This is a genomic window from Bacillus sp. FSL K6-0069 (assembly GCF_038007785.1).
Classification (GTDB): domain Bacteria; phylum Bacillota; class Bacilli; order Bacillales; family Bacillaceae_G; genus Bacillus_A; species Bacillus_A mobilis.
This window is the reverse complement of record NZ_JBBOXN010000001.1, coordinates 1,528,306-1,544,792: the sequence shown is the minus strand read 5'-3', so window position 1 is coordinate 1,544,792 and position 16,487 is coordinate 1,528,306. Positions and strand designations below refer to the sequence as shown.

The following is a 16,487-nucleotide window of genomic DNA, read 5'->3' as shown; positions in this document are numbered from 1 at the left end:
CCTCCTACGTTACTGCTCCAACCAATTATAAAAAGGTACTTTCCCAGTAAATTTCGTCTCTTGTTTTGTCGCTTGCTGCGTTCGTTGTTGATTTGCTCTAAATTTTCGTCCTTGGTTTTGGGCTTGATCTACTGTTTTAATACCATTCTTTTTCCACTCAAATAAAATACGATCAATATATCGGAAATTAAGCTTACCACTCATTACAGCTTCCCTGAGGGCCGCTTGAATTAAATTCGGATGATGTTGATCTTGATCCTCCCACATACCCAACGTTTCACATTCAAACGGAGAAAGTGGTCTTCCAAATTCTTTTTCAAATACTGTATATAAATTTACTTGCAGTTGTTTTATTTCTTTTTGTTCTTCCTCTACTGATTCATTCATTAAGAAATGCAATATTTTTTCCCATAGCGGTTGTAAAGAATAACTTTCACACATCATCGCTTCTGATTTTTGTCCACCTTCTAGTGATAAAAAACCTTTTTGAATCAATGCCTGAATGACTTCCATACATTTCATTTCAGTAATCGTCATCCGTTCTGAAATCTCTGACGGAGTCGGAAACGAATTGCCCGATTCTAAAAATGTGTGTACATGAAGTACAACCATAAATTCCATTTCATTTAACCCTAATTTTTTATAATGCATCATAAGTAATTTTGGAATTGCAATGCTTCCCTGCTCAAACCACTGTAACATCATTTTCTTTTTCATCACCAAACACCTCGCTCTCTAGTATAACACACCTTTCGCTATTTCTTTTTGCCACAATTCGTCAAAAAAACCTCCCTATTATGTAGGAAGGTTTTTTGTATTGCATTACTAAAATACACAATTAAGCTTGCACTTTACTTTTCATAAACGTATGAATGCGTTCTAATGCTTTCTCTACTTGTTCAAGAGATGTCGCATATGATAAACGAACGTTATTTGGCGCACCAAATCCTGTACCTGGTACAAGAGCCACTTTTTCCTCTTCTAATAGAGCTTTTGCCCAATCATCAACATTTTCGTATCCTGATAAAGCCACAGCTTCTTTTACATTAGGGAATAAGTAAAATGCACCTTGTGGTTTAATGCAAGTAAAGCCAGGGATTTGAATTAATTTATCATAAATAATGTTTAATCTCTCTTCAAATGCTTGACGCATTGTTTCTACAGGTTGTTGTGAGCCTGCATATGCCGCGATTGCGCCGTATTGAGCGATTGAAGTAGGGTTTGACGTACTATGACTCGCTAAGTTCGTCATCGCTTTAATAAGCTGCTTATTTCCTGCTGCATATCCAATACGCCATCCTGTCATAGAATGAGATTTAGATACACCATTAATAATAAGTGTTTGTTCTTTTAATGCATTAGAAAGCTGGGCAACTGAAGTATATTCTGCTCCACCATAAATTAATTTTTCATAAATTTCATCTGAAACGATTAAGATATCATGCTCTAAACATACTTCTCCAAGCTGTTGTAATTCCTCTTTGCTATAAATCATTCCTGTTGGATTGCTCGGTGAATTAATAATAACTGCTTTCGTTTTCTCTGTAATTGCCTCACGCAGCTGCTTCGCTGTAATTTTGTATTCATTATCTTCCAGACCTTCTACATAAACTGGCTTACCACCAGCAAGCTTTACTTGTTCAGGATAACTTACCCAGTAAGGCGTTGGGATGATAACTTCATCTCCTTCATCAAGTAATACTTGGAATAATGTATATAATGCATGCTTTGCACCGTTACATACAATAATTTCAGATGGATCATACGCAATTCCTTGATCACGTGTAAACTTTTTCACAATTTCTTGTTTTAACGCTTGTAATCCACCTGTTGGTGTATACTTCGTATGTCCTTCTAACATTGCTTTATGTGCAGCATCCATAATATGTTCTGGCGTATTAAAGTCAGGTTCTCCTGCCCCTAATCCAATTACATCATGACCTTCTGCTTTTAATGCTTGTGCCTTTGCTGTAATTTCTAAAGTTGCAGATGGTGTTAAAGCAGCTACTCGCTTTGCTAATTTCATTTGTAGTTCCCCCTACATCTATTTTTCAATGCTGTAGTGACCAGCATAATCCCCATTTTGAAACTCTAAATAATAATACGTATAACGATCTTCCTGATCAATATATGTAATTTCCCACAACGGAATATCGTTTTGAGCACCTAATTTTACTTTTATAATTTCTTTTGGCTTTGGCTTCGGCTCATCGCCTTTTCCTGTAGCTTGTTCAGCCAACTTTTGCAAAGCTTCTTTTTCAGGAATACCTTCACTCTTTTTCTTCACAAGGACATTCCCTTTTTTATTCGGCACCCAAACAATAATTTGTTCTCCTTTTTCGTCTACACCTTGTACGACCGTATATGAAGAATTTCCGTTATAATAATCAACAGATTTTACTTTTGTAAGCTTTGCCTTTTCTTTTGCAATTTCTACAGATTTTTCCTCTTTAGAGATTTTCTTTTCCATTGCTTTATTATAAACATACGCCCCATATATTCCGCTAGCAACGATTACGATAACGATTGCAAAGATCCACTTTTTCATTGTATCACTACGTTCTGTAAATCGTAAATACAGCTGTTTCTTTGTCTTTTTCGTCTAATGCTAATCCGAACATGAGGTCCTGCTCTTTTAACGTACGATTCAAACTATCAACGACTTTATACAAGTCAGACGAATATTTAAGACGCGTCGTTGATAGGACTTCGATTTTCTTATCCATGAAAAAACTCCTCCGTTACACAAAAATTTCTAATTATAGAAGAACGCAATGCGGTTACAATAAGAGTACATTCTTTACAACCCCTGCTTCATCACCCATCTATTATAGCAGGACATGTACTGCAAAAAAAGGTTTCAAGTCGAAAACCAATACATTTTGTATACAAGAAGTAAGAAAAATAAAATTCCTCCTACCCACATTTTTTACGCCTGAAGTTTAAATGTACTTCAGGCGTATTTTTCTTCCAATTTTATTCAGTTGGCCGTTCTTTTAATTGTTCTAACAATTCTTCTAAAGGGCCTTCATAAAGCGGGACAGTTGGGATTGATTGTAAAAAACGTTTCCCATAAGAAGCGCTTGTCAAACGACGATCTAATACAAATACCGTTCCCGTATCTGTACTTGTTCTAATCAGACGACCAAATCCTTGTTTGAAACGCAAGATCGCTTGCGGGAGTGCTAACTTAGCGAATACGTCTTCTCCTTGATTTTTTAACCACTCTCCTTTTGCTTCCATCATCGGTTGATGAGGAGGCGTAAAGGGAAGCCGGACAATAACAAGACAACTAAGGGCATCTCCAGGTATATCTATCCCTTCCCAAAAGCTACTTGTTCCTAACAAAATCGATTTGTCGAACTCTTGAAATTTACGAATGAGACGACTTCGGCTCTTATTATTCACACTTTGCGTTAATAATAAATAACCTTCTAATTCCTCATCATTTTTCAAATTCGTATACGCTTCTTTCAACATTTCATACGAAGTGAATAACACGAGCATTCTGCCTTTTGTAGCTTTCGCTATTTTTGCAATATGGGCCGACACAGATCCAATATATTCTTCATTACTTGCTTGCTTAATAAACGGCACATCTGTTGAAACCATTAATTTCATCTGTTCTTCAAAACGGAATGGTGACGGGACCTGTAATGCATTTGGAGCAAAATCATGTAAACCTAGCTCCTCTTTTATATAGTCAAATGAATCATTTACTGTTAACGTTGCTGACGTAAAAATAACACTCTTTTTCTGTGTTAAAAATTCATCCGCAAACCTTTCACCAATATGAACAGGCTGTGCATATAAAACTGTTGAATGAATTGTTCCCTTCGTTTCAGTCTCCATCCATGTCACGTATGAATTTTTTTCTAAAATGAGTAATTGTAAAGATTGTTCCATCTTTCTCAACAACTCAATTAAATGCATAAATTCACCTGTAACAACATGCATCTCCCATTCTAATTTACTTTGTAATATGTCAACTTGCTTCTCAAGTGTAGTCAACAATTTTCTTACATCGTATACAAAACGATTTGTTAACTCGGTAATGCTATCCCATAACTTACCTTTCTCTACTTCCGTGTTATATCGATAAATGAGTGGCATATTGCTTATCCCTTGTTCCTGCTTTGTTTGCTTAAAGATGAAAGCACGTAACATTTGGAATAGCTCATCTGCATCAAATTTCAATTCCTTTAAACTATGACTCACCATACGGAAAGTTGAACGAGAGGCTTGCTCTGATTTTTTCATCATTTTATATACTTTAGAAAGTACATCATCTGTTTCTAGCGTACCAAGACGAGATAAAACTAGCTGGAAATACATACAGGAGAACTGTTCACCTAATGTTCTACTCGCCGCTTCCTCAATATGATGAGCTTCATCAAAGATAATATGTTCACATGAAGCAAAAAGTGGTTCTTCACTTGAAAAATCTTGAAATAATAACGCATGATTTGTAATAACGATATCTGCAAATAATGCTTTATTCTTTGCTCGTTGATAAAAACAACGACTATACCAGTTGCTTTGCATCCCGCCTGGACTATGTACATCACTACAAATACGGTTCCAAAGTAACTTTCCGCCCTCAGGAATATTTAACTCATCCCGATCACCAGTTTCTGTTTGCAATAACCACACTAAAATTTTTGCCTTTGTGAGCGCCATATCATAATTTTTCTCTTCCTCTTGCAAAGCATATTCAAATTTATGTAGACAAAGATAATGCTTTCTTCCTTTCAAAAGAGCTACTTCAAATGAAAATGGCATTATTTTCTGTAATAATGGAATTTCTTTTTCTAATATTTGTTGTTGCAGTTGTACTGTCTGGGTACTAATGATGACAGGCTCTTCTTTTTTCGTTGCAAAATAAATACTTGGAAGTAAATATGCAAGAGTCTTTCCTGTTCCTGTTCCTGCCTCAATTAGTGAAAACCTAGAATCTCTTAGTGCTGTATATATTTCCTTCATCATAATCTGTTGGCTTTCTCTTTTTTCAAACTTTGGCATATTCAATTCAAGTTTATCGATTGTCTTATGCAAGAAAGCATCAAATTTAGATGAACATGTTTCACTGAGATTTAAAGAATAATTCCGCTTTCGAAGCGCAATATTTCGATACACTTCATACCCCTCTGCTGCTTTTTTACCATGCATCATTTTCTTTAAAATATTTTCAGAAAGTACATCCGCTATATCACTTTGAAAAACATCACTCAATTCGTAGAGCGATTGCAAGGTGACAAGTGGTAACTTTTCAATTTCATTTAAAAATTGTAAAAACAATTCCGCTGTTGCAAGAGCATCACTATCCGCACGATGCGGTTGATCGTGCTCTAGTTCATGTTGTTTAGCTAAATCACGTAATTTATAACTATCAGCCGTCGGCAAAAGAATTTGCGCCAACTCAACTGTATCAACTTTCGGACAATGTACTTCTGTATATCCAGCCTGCCTTAATTCTTCCGTTAAAAAATTCCAATCAAAGTGAACGTTATGTGCAACGAAAGCTGCACCTTGTAATAGCTCAACAACCATCGGGGCTACATCTTGAAATAACGGGGCTTGCTTAACCATACTCTCATCAATCCCTGTTAGTTCTGTAATAAATGGCGGAATCTCTCTCTTCGGATTAATAAAAGATGAGAAAATCTCTAATATCTCTCCATCTTCCACTACAACAGCTGCAATTTGGGTAATTTTATCCTTCCCATCCTTCCAGGAGTTCCCTGTCGTCTCTAAATCCACAACGACATAACGCTTACTCATATATGTAACACCTCAATTTCTTACCTATCAAACACAAAATTATATAATGTTACTATACCACGTTTTATCTCATCTTAATGAAAAGATGCACAAAAAAGCTATCTCTGTAATAGAGATAGCCTTCTTACTTATAATATCGTACCCGCTTTTTCAGCACCTAACATTTCAATAATTTGATTCTCATCGTCTAATACTGCAATTTTCGGCGCTTGTTTATGAATATTTTCTTCTGCCACTAAACCGTAGCAAATGATAATAACTTTATCCCCTGGCTGTACAAGCCTTGCAGCCGCACCATTTAAACAAACAACACCGCTACCACGTTCGCCCTTAATAACATATGTCTCTAGGCGCGCACCATTATTGTTATTTACAATTTGTACTTTTTCATTTTCTACAATATTTACTGCATCCATTAAATCTTCATCAATTGTAATACTACCTACATAGTTTAAATTTGCTTCTGTTACTGTTGCGCGATGTAACTTCGCTCTCATCATTGTGCGAAACATAGTTGCTCCCCCTTATTTAACCGTTACTGTTATATTGTCAATTAATCGTACATTCTCAAATTTAACTGCAATTGCTAAAATGATTCGTCCTTCAATTTTATCCATTACTTGTAGTGAAGGATAAGCATATAAATCAGCATAATCTACAGTACCTTTCGTATACGTCTCAATATACTCTTTCACAAGAGTTGTAATGATTTCTGTATTCCGTTCGCCTGCTTCAATTTTTTCTTTCGCTATACATAGACTGCGGTATAATTGAGGAGCCTCTTCACGCTCTTCTTGTGATAAATACACGTTACGAGAACTTTTCGCTAATCCATCTTCTTCCCTTACAATATCCACTGGTACGATCGTAACCGGAATATTAAAATCAGCGACAAATCCTTCAATGACAGCAACTTGCTGTGCATCTTTCATACCGAAATAAGCACGCGTTGGCAATGTAATATTAAACAGTTTCATTAGCACAGTCGCAACTCCAGCAAAATGACCAGGTCTTTGTTTGCCACATAATACATCGGTACGCTTCACAACTGCTACTGTTGTCGTTTGTTCTGCTGGATACATTTCTTCTACGCTCGGATAAAATAAATAATCTACACCGTTTTCTTTTGCTACATTTTCATCTCTATCAATATCACGAGGGTATCGATCTAAATCTTCATTCGGTCCAAACTGTAGCGGATTGACAAACACGCTTAAAACTACAATTTCATTTTCTGCTCTTGCTTTACGTAATAAAGTCGCATGACCTTCATGTAAATAACCCATCGTTGGAACAAAACCAATACTTTTTCCACTTGTACGAAGTTCGTTTGTAATTTGCTGCATCTCTTGCACTGTAGTTACAATTTTCATTATTGTTTTCCTCCGTATAACGCTAAGCATTCTTCCTCTTTCATTGTGAATGAATGTTTTTCTTCTGGAAATTGTCCTGTCTTTACTTCCGTAACGTATTGTGAAATCCCTCGCACAATCTCCTCTTGAACAGACGTATATTGCTTCACAAATTTCGGAACACGATTTACTCCGTATGAGATAAGATCATGATAAACAAGTACTTGCCCATCTACTTTTTTCCCTGCTCCAATTCCAATCGTTGGAATTGTTAGTTGCTTCGAAATTAATTCTGCTAACTGCATTGGCACACATTCTAGCACAAGCGCTATCGCACCAGCTTCCTCACATCTCTTCGCATCTTCTATTAATTTTTTTGCACTTTCAGCATCTTTTCCTTGTACTTTATACCCACCTAGTACTCCTACAGATTGAGGAGTTAAGCCTAAGTGCGCCACGACAGGAATTCCCGCGTTCGTCAAGTAATGAATCGTTGATACTACTTCCCCTGCACCTTCTACCTTCAGTGCATGAGCACCACTCTCTTGAACGATACGGCGTGCATTCACCATCGTATCTTGAGGCGACACATGATACGACATAAATGGCATATCAGTTACAATAAACGTCTCTTTCGCTCCTCGGCGTACAGCTTTCGTATGATGAATCATATCCTCTACTGTTACAGGTACTGTTGAATCGTATCCGAGCACCACCATCCCAAGGGAATCTCCAACTAGAATCATATCAACTTCAGCTTCTTCTGCTAATTTAGCAGATGGATAATCATACGCCGTTAGCATCGTAATCGGCTCACCTTGCTCTTTCATCTTCAAAAAATCTGTTTTTGTTTTCAAAAACTACTCCTCCTTTATGCAGGAGAGAGGAGATGGCCGAAATCATATAAAAAACCCCTCTGGCCATAAAAGGGCAGAAGGGTTGTGTGTTAGTCGGCATTATTCATCCCTCTGTCCCAGTCCATTATTGGATCAAGGCAGAATCCAAGTTATTATTTTTTCGGATTGCTTCGAATGATGGTGCAGTTCGCTCTGATACTGCCCACATTCGAACTAATTATAGCAAAATCCAAAAAGGAATTACTACATTTTTTTGAAAAAATAATTTTTTGTTCTCATTACGGTATGTGAAATTTTTTTATAAATAACTCAATCATAGAAAGGCAAACCTTTGTTTAAGCCCCGTATAACTCTTAAACTAATGATGCAGGTTAATGGAAGAACATACTTAACAAAAGGAGAATTACGAATGTCTATGAACAAATGGTTATTTCGATTCACCGTTCTGCTTGTGATAATTGTAGGGATGATAACTTTTAGCTCCTTCCATGCATTTGCCTCAGTTAACGTCGTAACACAACCTATCGATTCAACGAAAGTAATTGAAGTTGAATTAAACGATGATTACTTTCAGCCAAACGTCATCACAATTCCAATTGAAGAGTCAACAACATTGCTCTTAAAAAACAAAGGTAAGAATGAACACACCTTTACAGTGAAAAAACTTGGCATTGACGTCGTAGTTGAGCCCGGAAAAAATAAAAACATTACCGTGAAACCTACAAGTACTGGTACATATGAATTAATATGCCGGTACCATCTTCTAAAAGGAATGGAAGGCAAAGTAATAGTCAAATAAAGTGAAACTTTAATCAGTGGGGGTTTTCTTCATCCCCCACTGATTATCAGCCCTCACCAATCGGACTTTAATGGGCAGTTGATCCCCCACCTAACTTCTTTGCTTTCACTGAATTTTGAGGTGGGGGTCTTACTGCCCATTAAAGCGGGATAAAAAGAAGTTCCAAAAAGGAACTTCTTTTACTTAATTTCGATATCCGCAGAATGAATGTGATGTACTTTACCTTCATGATCCTCCAGAAGCAATACACCATCCTCTGTAATTCCTTTTGCTACCCCTATAATTGTCTCTCTCATCGTTCGAGCGGTAATTTCTTTCCCGATGCTAACAGCGTAACTTTCCCAAAGAATTTTAATAACAGAGAAACCATTTTGTAAATACTCTTCATATAATTTTTCTAGTTGTAAAAAGATTTGTTGCATAAGCTCTGCACGAACAATTGGCTTACCGGACTCAATCGCTAAAGAAGTAGCAATATGCTGAATTTCCTCATCAAAATGTTCTTGCTTTTGATTCGCATTAATACCAATACCCATAATGACAGCATTAATTTTATCAGGATCCGCCTGCATTTCTGTTAATATACCTACAGCCTTTTTACCTTGAATTAAAATATCATTTGGCCATTTTATTCCTACGTTTACACCCGTGCACTTTTCAATTGCTTGTGCAACGCTAACAGCCGCTAACAAAGTAAGTTGTGGTGCATGATGAACCGGGATTGACGGACGTAAAATAATACTCATCCAAATTCCTGTTCCTTTTGGTGAATACCATTTCCTACTTAAACGACCTCTGCCCGATGTTTGTTCTTCTGCCACAACAATGGTTCCTTCTTCTGCACCTTCATAAGCAAGTTTTGCTGCAATGTGCTGTGTAGATTCAACAGATTCTTCAAAATATACCGTTCTACCAATATGTTTCGTTTGTAACCCTAACTGAATTTCATTAGCAGTTACTTTGTCTGGCTTACCCGCAATGCGATAACCTAATCGACGCACAGCCTCAAGTTCATATCCCTCATTCCGAAGGTCCTCCATATGTTTCCACACAGCGGTTCTTGAACAACCAAGTTTATCACTAATCGTTTGGCCAGATACAAACGCGCCATCCGCTTCCGAAAAAACTTGCAATAACTGCTTTCTTATAGTAGATTGCATTCTTGCAGCCACTCCCTTATACACTCTTTCTCATTAACTACGTTTCCTTGTACGATTGCTTCCTCAATTTTTTGAATCATTTCAGCAACCCATGGACCGGGCTTTTTATTTGCCCAGTTTAATAAATCATTCCCAGTCACATTCATTTCTTGGCGACTCTTGATTGGCAATGCTTCAAACAACGTTTGTACTCGTTTAACAGATGTATGATCATAGCTTTCAATCATCGCTTCATATACTCTTTCGGCCATTTCAGCGATATGAAGTCCCGTTTTATAAAGAAGGACTGTATCCCAATCCTTCTCCTTTCTCGTACGAATTGTTAATAAAACTGCGACGATATCTTTTATTTTTTTATTCGAAAACTTCCATTGACGTAAAAAGACAGATGGATGCTCTTCTCCGATACAATATAAGAAGAATGCCCATGCCTCAATGTCCGTTTCAAAAGAATCCCAGTTATACTGCGTAGCTTTTAATAATCTCTCTTCTGACATTTGTAAATATGGCAGATGAGAAAATAGCTTCGTTTCTACTAATTCTTGCAAGCCCTTCACGCAATATGTACCAGTTAACAGTTTCTCAAATTCCACTGTAATTCGCTCAATTGCAATATGTTCCAGTAAATGTCCATATGTTTCAATTGCTTGTTTCGTTTTCATTTCTAAAGAAAAACCTAACGTACTTACGAAACGAATACCACGCATCATTCGCAGGGCATCTTCTTGAAAACGATCCGCAGCATTGCCGACTGTCACAATTTCTCTCTTTTGAATCGCTTCCTGTCCAGCAAATAAATCAACCATTTCGCCTTCTTCTGTCATCGCAATTGCATTCATTGTGAAATCACGACGTTTTAGATCCTCTTCTAATGAACGAACAAATTGAACACTACTAGGTCTTCGAAAATCTTCATATTCGCTCTCTGTTCGAAAAGTGGTTACCTCATAAGGTTCACCATTTTCTACCACAATTACAGTTCCATGCTCAAGACCAACAGGAACATGTCTTGGAAATATAGCCATCACTTCTTCTGGTAAAGCAGATGTCGCAATATCAATATCTCCAATCGCCCTATCGATCATAAGATCTCGTACGCTTCCACCGACAAAGTAGGCCTCATGTCCTTGTTGCTTTAAAGTCTCAATAATAGAACTAGCTTTTTTAAATCTTTTCATTTTTGTCATCCCTTAGTACATCATAGTAAATCGTTTCATATTGTGAGACGATTTTTTCAGAGCGGAACTGCTCGTAAACACTTGCTCTTGCTCGCTCTCCCATATTACGGTGAAGTTCTTCATCCTTTAATAGCTGAATGGCTTGAGTTGCCACTCCTGCTGGATTGCCAACTTCACATAAATATCCTGTTTCACCATGTTGAATGACTTCTGGAATACCTCCAACCCTTGTTCCGATACAAGGTACACCACACGCCATCGCTTCTAATAAAACAAGACCAAAACTTTCCTTCTCTGATAGAAGCAGCATTAAATCACTCATCGCAAGTAGCTCTGCAACATTATCTTGCTTCCCTAAGAATAAGACGCGATCTTCAATATGTAGATTTTTCACTAATTGTAAAATCGTGCAAAATTCTGGTCCATCTCCTACGAGAAGCAACTTCGCATCTACTTCTGTAACAATTTTAGCAAATGCCTGAACAACATCTTGCACACGTTTCACTTTACGGAAATTTGAAATGTGAATGAGTATCTTTTCACTCTCACTTATACCGTATTCTTTCTTTAATTGAGACATATCACGCTTGAAATATACACGTTCGTCTATAAAGTTATACACCGTTTGAATATCTTTATTTGGTTTTACTAGCTCATGTGTTTCGCTAATTAATGAATGCGAGACAGCCGTCACAACATCAGATTGCTCAATACCAAAACGAATTAAATTATTTAGCGAAGGGTCGGAACCTAACACAGTAATATCTGTTCCATGCAAGGTTGTAACAATTTTAATACGCTCTCCAATCATTTGTTTTGCTAAATAAGCACAAATTGCATGTGGTATTGCGTAATGCACATGTAAAATGTCTAAGTTTTCTCGTTGTGCAACTTCTGCCATTTTACTAGCTAACGCTAAATCGTATGGTGGATATTGAAATACAGAGTATTGATTTACCGTCACTTCATGAAAATAAATGTTTGGATACACTTTGTTTAACCGGAATGGTAAACCCGATGTAATAAAATGAATTTCATGCCCGCGTTCCGCTAATTGCTTTCCTAATTCTGTTCCAACAACTCCAGAACCACCTACAGAAGGATAACATGTAATACCTATTTTTAATTTCATTTACATCCCCCTATTAAATCAGCATGTAATAAAACCGGTTTCTTACTCATAAATCCCTCGGCATATAAAACTCCAACTTCTTTTCCAAACATTTTCTCACGAGCAACCACAGTTTCAACATAACCTTCTGTTAACGGCGTTTTCACACCATCGCTCCCTGTTGAAAACTGACTTTCATATGCTTCTAATGCTTCCACTTTTATAGAAAGGTACTCACTTATATCTATACAAAAATTCGGTTTATGAAAACCATTAATCATATAATGATAAAAAGACTCTACACGATGTGGCGGAACCTCTGGCATATATTTACGAATTCCCGCTGAAAAAATAGCTTCTTCCACAATTTTTGCACAATTCGCATGATCTGGATGACGATCTTCATAATACGGTGCAAAAACTAGTTTTGGTTTATATGTACGAATCACCTTTACAATTTCACGTATATACTCTTCTTTCATATACAAACCACGGTCTGGCATCGCTAAATTCAGTCTCGTTTTTACTCCCATTATACGAGCTGCCGCCTTTGCTTCTTCTTTTCTCAACTCTATCGTTCCATTAGAAGAAAGATCAGCTTCTGTTAAATCACAAATACCTACTTCATACCCTTGTTTCGTATATTTAGCAATGGTACCAGCCATGCCGATTTCAACATCATCGGCATGAGCACCAAACGCTAATATATGTAATCCACTCATAATTGTTCCCCTCATTTTCTTAACTTGCGGTAATCTAAATCTCCTCGCTCTAATGCGTGCATTAACATTTCAGCACTTGCCATATTCGTTGCAAGTGGAATAGCATATACATCACATAGACGAAGCAATGCATTTACATCTGGTTCATGCGGCTGAGCAGTTAGTGGATCCCGGAAAAAAATCACCATATCCATATCATTTTTTGCAATCATTGCACCAATTTCTTGATCGCCACCAAGAGGACCCGATTGAAATCTTGTTACAACTAAACCGGTCGCTTCCATAATACGAAGTCCTGTCGTTCCTGTTGCAAATAATTCATGTTGTTCAAAAATTGGTTTATATGCGTATGCAAACGAAACCATGTCATTTTTCTTTTTGTCATGTGCGATTAAGGCAATTTTCATCCGTTGTCTCCCCTTTAGTCGATAATATTTTCTAAACCGTACACAAGATGATCTAGATTCATTACTGTATCAATTGATAGTTTTACACCCGACATAAATGATTCACGATTGAATGAATCATGACGAACCGTTAACATTTGTCCATTTCCACCAAACATTACTTCTTGATGTGCAATAAGTCCTGGTAAACGTACACTATGAATGTGAATGCCGTCTACATTTGCACCACGAGCTCCTTCTAGTTGCTCTACTTCATTTGGATGACCTTGCTGCTTTGATTCACGGTTTTGACGAATTAATTCTACTGTTTTTACCGCTGTACCAGATGGTGCATCTAACTTTTGATCATGATGCAATTCAATTACTTCAACATCTTGGAAATACTTCGCTGCCATTTGTGAGAATTTCATCATAAGAACTGCACCAATTGCAAAGTTTGGAGCGATAATTGTTCCTACTTCTTTTTCTTTCGCATTCTCTGTTAATTGCTTTAGTTCTTCTTCTGTAAATCCAGTTGTACCAATAACAGAACGAAGTCCACGCTCAACTGCAAGTGTAACGTGTTGTTTCCCAACTTCTGGCGTTGTTAAATCTAATAACACATCAGCTTCTACTTCCTCTAAACAAGTATGTAAATCTGCGTAAATAGGTGCATCTAGCGCTGGCATGCCTGGTAAATCAGAGATTTTCTCTCCGCCATGCTTATAATCCACTGCTGCTACTAAATTAAAATGTTCCGTTCTTTCCATAAGAAGGACTGCTTCATGTCCCATACGTCCCCTTGGTCCAGCGATAATTACTTTAATTTCTTTCATTATTCTTTCTCTCCCTCATCAATACGTGTCCAGCGATCTTTATCGCGAGTATTAAATTTATTCATTACAATGTTATGTGCTGTTTCTAAATCAATATTTAAACTATTTGCCATACAAATCATAACAAATAATACATCTCCAAGCTCTTCTTCAATACTACGTTCTTTTTCAGTTGTTTTCTTCGGTTTCTCACCATAATAATGATTAACCTCTCTTGCAAGCTCCCCCATTTCTTCCGTTAAACGAGCCATCATTGCAAGTGGACTGAAATAGCCTTCTTTAAACTGACCAATATATGCATCTACTTCTTTCTGCATATCCTTCATCGTTTTCGCTTCCATACAATTCACCTCTAATCCTTCCTCTTTCATGTTAGCCAATTCATCGCGATTTGACAAATATTATTCCCTGTTAAACACCTATTTGCGACCCTTTTTTGGATAGACTATAATGAAGTGAAACTTTCTTTTGCGGTTTTTGCAAAAGATTAGCCCGAACTAATCGGGTTCCTACAGCTGGTTCACCCTGCTTCAGAGCTTTATCTCCTACCAGCCGTTGGAACGGGGTAAAGGGAAACTTCTTTTGCATTTTTTTATAGCCTGCACTATTTTTACTAACAACTAGAAATTACTTATCATTATGTTTTACCGTATCAGCGGAGCAATGCAATCTACATAATTAGGGGGATTTCTATATGACATCAAATTTGAAGATTCGAAATATCATTTTCATTTTAATCGGTTCCGCTATTTTTTCTTTCGGTATTGTGAATATCAATATTGAAAATCACCTAGCAGAAGGTGGATTTACCGGCATTACACTATTATTGTATTTTCTATTTAAGTTTGATCCTTCTTACTCAAACTTAATTTTAAATATCCCTATATTTTTCATCGGTTGGAAGTTACTCGGAAGAACAACATTTATCTATACACTAATCGGCACCTTTAGCGTATCTTTATTTCTATGGATTTTTCAACGTTACGACGTTCTCAACTTACATTTAAACTTACAAAATGATATGACACTCGCGGCTTTATTCGCCGGAGCATTTATCGGTATCGGTCTTGGAATAATATTCAAATACGGCGGCACTACCGGCGGTGTAGATATTATCGCGAGACTCGCTCATAAATACGTTGGCTGGAGTATGGGGAAAACGATGTTTATGTTTGATGCTATCGTCATTATCGTCTCGATTCTTACCTATTTATCATACCGCGAAGGCATGTATACGTTAGTTGCTGTTTTTATCGGGGCGAAAGTCATTGATTTTATGCAAGAAGGAGCCTATGCGGCAAAAGGAGCAACTATTATCTCAGATAAAAATGATGAAATTGCTGCCAAAATTTTATCTGATATGGAACGCGGAGCTACTTTTTTAAAAGCTGTTGGATCGTATACAAAGGTGGAACGGAACGTATTATATTGCGTTGTTGCTAAAAATGAAATCGTGAAATTAAAAAATATTATTACTTCTGTAGATCCTCATGCCTTTGTTGCTGTAAGTGATGTACATGATGTAGTTGGTGAAGGTTTTACATTAGATGAAAATAAAAATCCTTTACATACATAAATGCAACTAGAAAAGCTAGAGAGCTTTTCTAGTTTTTTATTACATATTTTTCAAGTTTCTCTAGATCCTCATAAATAAGCTCCAATAAACTCCGATTATAAAAAATGGAAGCAGGATGAAAAGTCGGAAAAATACGATATTCTTTCTCTGACCATGTAAACTCTGCACTTTGCATATCCTTTAATTTTTGAATAGGCTGTTTTAATAATTGCCCGTGCACATCTGTGATTTTTGTATTTTTTCCTGTTAAACGTTGAAGGCCGATATTTCCAAGCGTAACGATAAGCTTCGGGTTTATGTTCTCTAATTCATAATCTAACAAAGGTGCATGGGCAAGTATTTCTCCTTGATTTGGCGTTCTATTATACTTTTTCTGTATGATTTCACCATTTCTTTCTTTTTTCTCTCGCCACTTATAAGGCCTACTCCGAACTGTGCTCGTAATATATACGTCTTCCCTTGTAACGTGAATCCGTTCTAAAAACTCCATTAACTGTTTTCCCGCTCTCCCGCTAAATGGAATCCCATTATGAATTTCTGTTTCACCAGGCGCTTCTCCTAGCAACATAAATTTTGGATTTTCAGGACCTTGTCCACTTAAAAAGCCTTCTAACTGATAAAGAGCACTACGTTCTTTCACTTGTTTTACTAAATGGCTTGGATATTTCATTTCCCCCACCGCCTTTCTGCATTACTTCTATTATTTCTATTTACAATCCATTATATAAT

The 16,487-nt window shown here is 36.9% G+C and carries 18 protein-coding genes; 2 read left to right on the top strand and 16 right to left on the bottom strand.

The genetic code is table 11. The features are described from left to right. Positions 1–9: 9 nt before the first annotated feature. The 8 genes from dnaD to panB form a co-directional block, all read right to left on the bottom strand. Positions 10–717: a DNA replication protein DnaD gene (dnaD, locus tag MHB74_RS08035; protein WP_061679509.1), complete on the bottom strand. Its 708-nt coding sequence runs from the start codon at positions 715–717 to the stop codon at positions 10–12. Between the two features lie 121 nt (positions 718–838). Then, a complete protein-coding gene (gene aspB, locus MHB74_RS08030) occupies positions 839–2,026 on the bottom strand; it encodes an aspartate transaminase AspB (RefSeq protein ID WP_000761547.1) in 1,188 nt (395 codons plus the stop codon). Positions 2,027–2,044: 18 nt separating this feature from the next. Next, the gene (locus MHB74_RS08025) at positions 2,045–2,548 is read right to left on the bottom strand and encodes a cell wall elongation regulator TseB-like domain-containing protein (RefSeq protein WP_061679510.1); all 504 of its coding nucleotides are present in this window, start codon (positions 2,546–2,548) and stop codon (positions 2,045–2,047) included. Between the two features lie 7 nt (positions 2,549–2,555). Then, the gene (locus MHB74_RS08020; protein WP_061679511.1) at positions 2,556–2,726 is read right to left on the bottom strand and encodes a YpmA family protein; all 171 of its coding nucleotides are present in this window, start codon (positions 2,724–2,726) and stop codon (positions 2,556–2,558) included. A 250-nt stretch (positions 2,727–2,976) separates the two neighbouring features. After that, positions 2,977–5,781 carry an ATP-dependent DNA helicase DinG gene (dinG, locus tag MHB74_RS08015; protein WP_061679512.1) on the bottom strand — a complete coding sequence of 935 codons (2,805 nt, stop codon included), beginning with the start codon at positions 5,779–5,781 and terminating at the stop codon, positions 2,977–2,979. Between the two features lie 128 nt (positions 5,782–5,909). Next, positions 5,910–6,293 carry an aspartate 1-decarboxylase gene (gene panD, locus MHB74_RS08010; protein ID WP_061679513.1) on the bottom strand — a complete coding sequence of 128 codons (384 nt, stop codon included), beginning with the start codon at positions 6,291–6,293 and terminating at the stop codon, positions 5,910–5,912. Between the two features lie 12 nt (positions 6,294–6,305). Then, a complete protein-coding gene (panC, locus tag MHB74_RS08005; protein WP_061679514.1) occupies positions 6,306–7,154 on the bottom strand; it encodes a pantoate--beta-alanine ligase in 849 nt (282 codons plus the stop codon). Continuing rightward, the gene (gene panB / locus MHB74_RS08000; RefSeq protein WP_000853116.1) at positions 7,154–7,990 is read right to left on the bottom strand and encodes a 3-methyl-2-oxobutanoate hydroxymethyltransferase; all 837 of its coding nucleotides are present in this window, start codon (positions 7,988–7,990) and stop codon (positions 7,154–7,156) included. The genes panC and panB overlap by 1 nt, the downstream gene beginning before the upstream one ends. A 409-nt stretch (positions 7,991–8,399) precedes the next feature. Between panB and MHB74_RS07995 the strand changes: the two genes are divergently transcribed. Then, complete coding sequence (locus MHB74_RS07995) at positions 8,400–8,789, top strand: cupredoxin domain-containing protein (protein ID WP_061679515.1); 390 nt, start codon at positions 8,400–8,402, stop codon at positions 8,787–8,789. Between the two features lie 179 nt (positions 8,790–8,968). Here MHB74_RS07995 and MHB74_RS07990 read toward each other — a convergent pair whose 3' ends face one another. Genes MHB74_RS07990 through MHB74_RS07960 form a run of 7 tightly spaced genes read right to left on the bottom strand, consistent with a single transcriptional unit; the run spans position 8,969 to position 14,523 of the window. After that, positions 8,969–9,949 carry a biotin--[acetyl-CoA-carboxylase] ligase gene (locus tag MHB74_RS07990; RefSeq protein ID WP_001192030.1) on the bottom strand — a complete coding sequence of 327 codons (981 nt, stop codon included), beginning with the start codon at positions 9,947–9,949 and terminating at the stop codon, positions 8,969–8,971. After that, complete coding sequence (locus MHB74_RS07985) at positions 9,934–11,127, bottom strand: CCA tRNA nucleotidyltransferase (RefSeq protein WP_061677789.1); 1,194 nt, start codon at positions 11,125–11,127, stop codon at positions 9,934–9,936. The genes MHB74_RS07990 and MHB74_RS07985 overlap by 16 nt, the downstream gene beginning before the upstream one ends. Next, positions 11,114–12,259 (bottom strand): N-acetyl-alpha-D-glucosaminyl L-malate synthase BshA, encoded by a 1,146-nt coding sequence (gene bshA, locus MHB74_RS07980; RefSeq protein ID WP_061677790.1) that lies wholly within the window; start codon positions 12,257–12,259, stop codon positions 11,114–11,116. The genes MHB74_RS07985 and bshA overlap by 14 nt, the downstream gene beginning before the upstream one ends. Next, entirely contained in the window at positions 12,256–12,960 is a 705-nt protein-coding gene (gene bshB1 / locus MHB74_RS07975) for a bacillithiol biosynthesis deacetylase BshB1 (RefSeq protein WP_061677791.1), read from the bottom strand. The genes bshA and bshB1 overlap by 4 nt, the downstream gene beginning before the upstream one ends. 11 nt (positions 12,961–12,971) lie before the next feature. After that, on the bottom strand, positions 12,972–13,367 hold the full coding sequence (locus tag MHB74_RS07970; RefSeq protein ID WP_000684763.1) for a methylglyoxal synthase: 396 nt from the start codon (positions 13,365–13,367) through the stop codon (positions 12,972–12,974). A gap of 14 nt (positions 13,368–13,381) precedes the next feature. After that, positions 13,382–14,182: a dihydrodipicolinate reductase gene (gene dapB, locus MHB74_RS07965; protein WP_061677792.1), complete on the bottom strand. Its 801-nt coding sequence runs from the start codon at positions 14,180–14,182 to the stop codon at positions 13,382–13,384. Continuing rightward, a complete protein-coding gene (locus MHB74_RS07960) occupies positions 14,182–14,523 on the bottom strand; it encodes a nucleotide pyrophosphohydrolase (RefSeq protein ID WP_002108639.1) in 342 nt (113 codons plus the stop codon). The genes dapB and MHB74_RS07960 overlap by 1 nt, the downstream gene beginning before the upstream one ends. A 353-nt stretch (positions 14,524–14,876) precedes the next feature. Between MHB74_RS07960 and MHB74_RS07955 the strand changes: the two genes are divergently transcribed. After that, positions 14,877–15,758 carry a YitT family protein gene (locus MHB74_RS07955; RefSeq protein ID WP_061677793.1) on the top strand — a complete coding sequence of 294 codons (882 nt, stop codon included), beginning with the start codon at positions 14,877–14,879 and terminating at the stop codon, positions 15,756–15,758. 28 nt (positions 15,759–15,786) lie between these two features. On the opposite strand, the gene MHB74_RS07950 is transcribed toward MHB74_RS07955, so the two are convergent. Continuing rightward, complete coding sequence (locus tag MHB74_RS07950) at positions 15,787–16,428, bottom strand: uracil-DNA glycosylase (RefSeq protein ID WP_061677794.1); 642 nt, start codon at positions 16,426–16,428, stop codon at positions 15,787–15,789. Positions 16,429–16,487 lie beyond the last annotated feature (59 nt).

Coding starts and splice junctions, on each gene's coding strand:
- dnaD (WP_061679509.1), bottom strand. CDS start 717: ATGAAAAAGAAAATGATGTTACAGTGGTTTGAGCAGGGAAGCATTGCA.
- aspB (WP_000761547.1), bottom strand. CDS start 2,026: ATGAAATTAGCAAAGCGAGTAGCTGCTTTAACACCATCTGCAACTTTA.
- MHB74_RS08025 (WP_061679510.1), bottom strand. CDS start 2,548: ATGAAAAAGTGGATCTTTGCAATCGTTATCGTAATCGTTGCTAGCGGA.
- MHB74_RS08020 (WP_061679511.1), bottom strand. CDS start 2,726: ATGGATAAGAAAATCGAAGTCCTATCAACGACGCGTCTTAAATATTCG.
- dinG (WP_061679512.1), bottom strand. CDS start 5,781: ATGAGTAAGCGTTATGTCGTTGTGGATTTAGAGACGACAGGGAACTCC.
- panD (WP_061679513.1), bottom strand. CDS start 6,293: ATGTTTCGCACAATGATGAGAGCGAAGTTACATCGCGCAACAGTAACA.
- panC (WP_061679514.1), bottom strand. CDS start 7,154: ATGAAAATTGTAACTACAGTGCAAGAGATGCAGCAAATTACAAACGAA.
- MHB74_RS07995 (WP_061679515.1), top strand. CDS start 8,400: ATGTCTATGAACAAATGGTTATTTCGATTCACCGTTCTGCTTGTGATA.
- MHB74_RS07990 (WP_001192030.1), bottom strand. CDS start 9,949: ATGCAATCTACTATAAGAAAGCAGTTATTGCAAGTTTTTTCGGAAGCG.
- MHB74_RS07985 (WP_061677789.1), bottom strand. CDS start 11,127: ATGAAAAGATTTAAAAAAGCTAGTTCTATTATTGAGACTTTAAAGCAA.
- bshA (WP_061677790.1), bottom strand. CDS start 12,259: ATGAAATTAAAAATAGGTATTACATGTTATCCTTCTGTAGGTGGTTCT.
- bshB1 (WP_061677791.1), bottom strand. CDS start 12,960: ATGAGTGGATTACATATATTAGCGTTTGGTGCTCATGCCGATGATGTT.
- MHB74_RS07970 (WP_000684763.1), bottom strand. CDS start 13,367: ATGAAAATTGCCTTAATCGCACATGACAAAAAGAAAAATGACATGGTT.
- dapB (WP_061677792.1), bottom strand. CDS start 14,182: ATGAAAGAAATTAAAGTAATTATCGCTGGACCAAGGGGACGTATGGGA.
- MHB74_RS07960 (WP_002108639.1), bottom strand. CDS start 14,523: ATGGAAGCGAAAACGATGAAGGATATGCAGAAAGAAGTAGATGCATAT.
- MHB74_RS07955 (WP_061677793.1), top strand. CDS start 14,877: ATGACATCAAATTTGAAGATTCGAAATATCATTTTCATTTTAATCGGT.
- MHB74_RS07950 (WP_061677794.1), bottom strand. CDS start 16,428: ATGAAATATCCAAGCCATTTAGTAAAACAAGTGAAAGAACGTAGTGCT.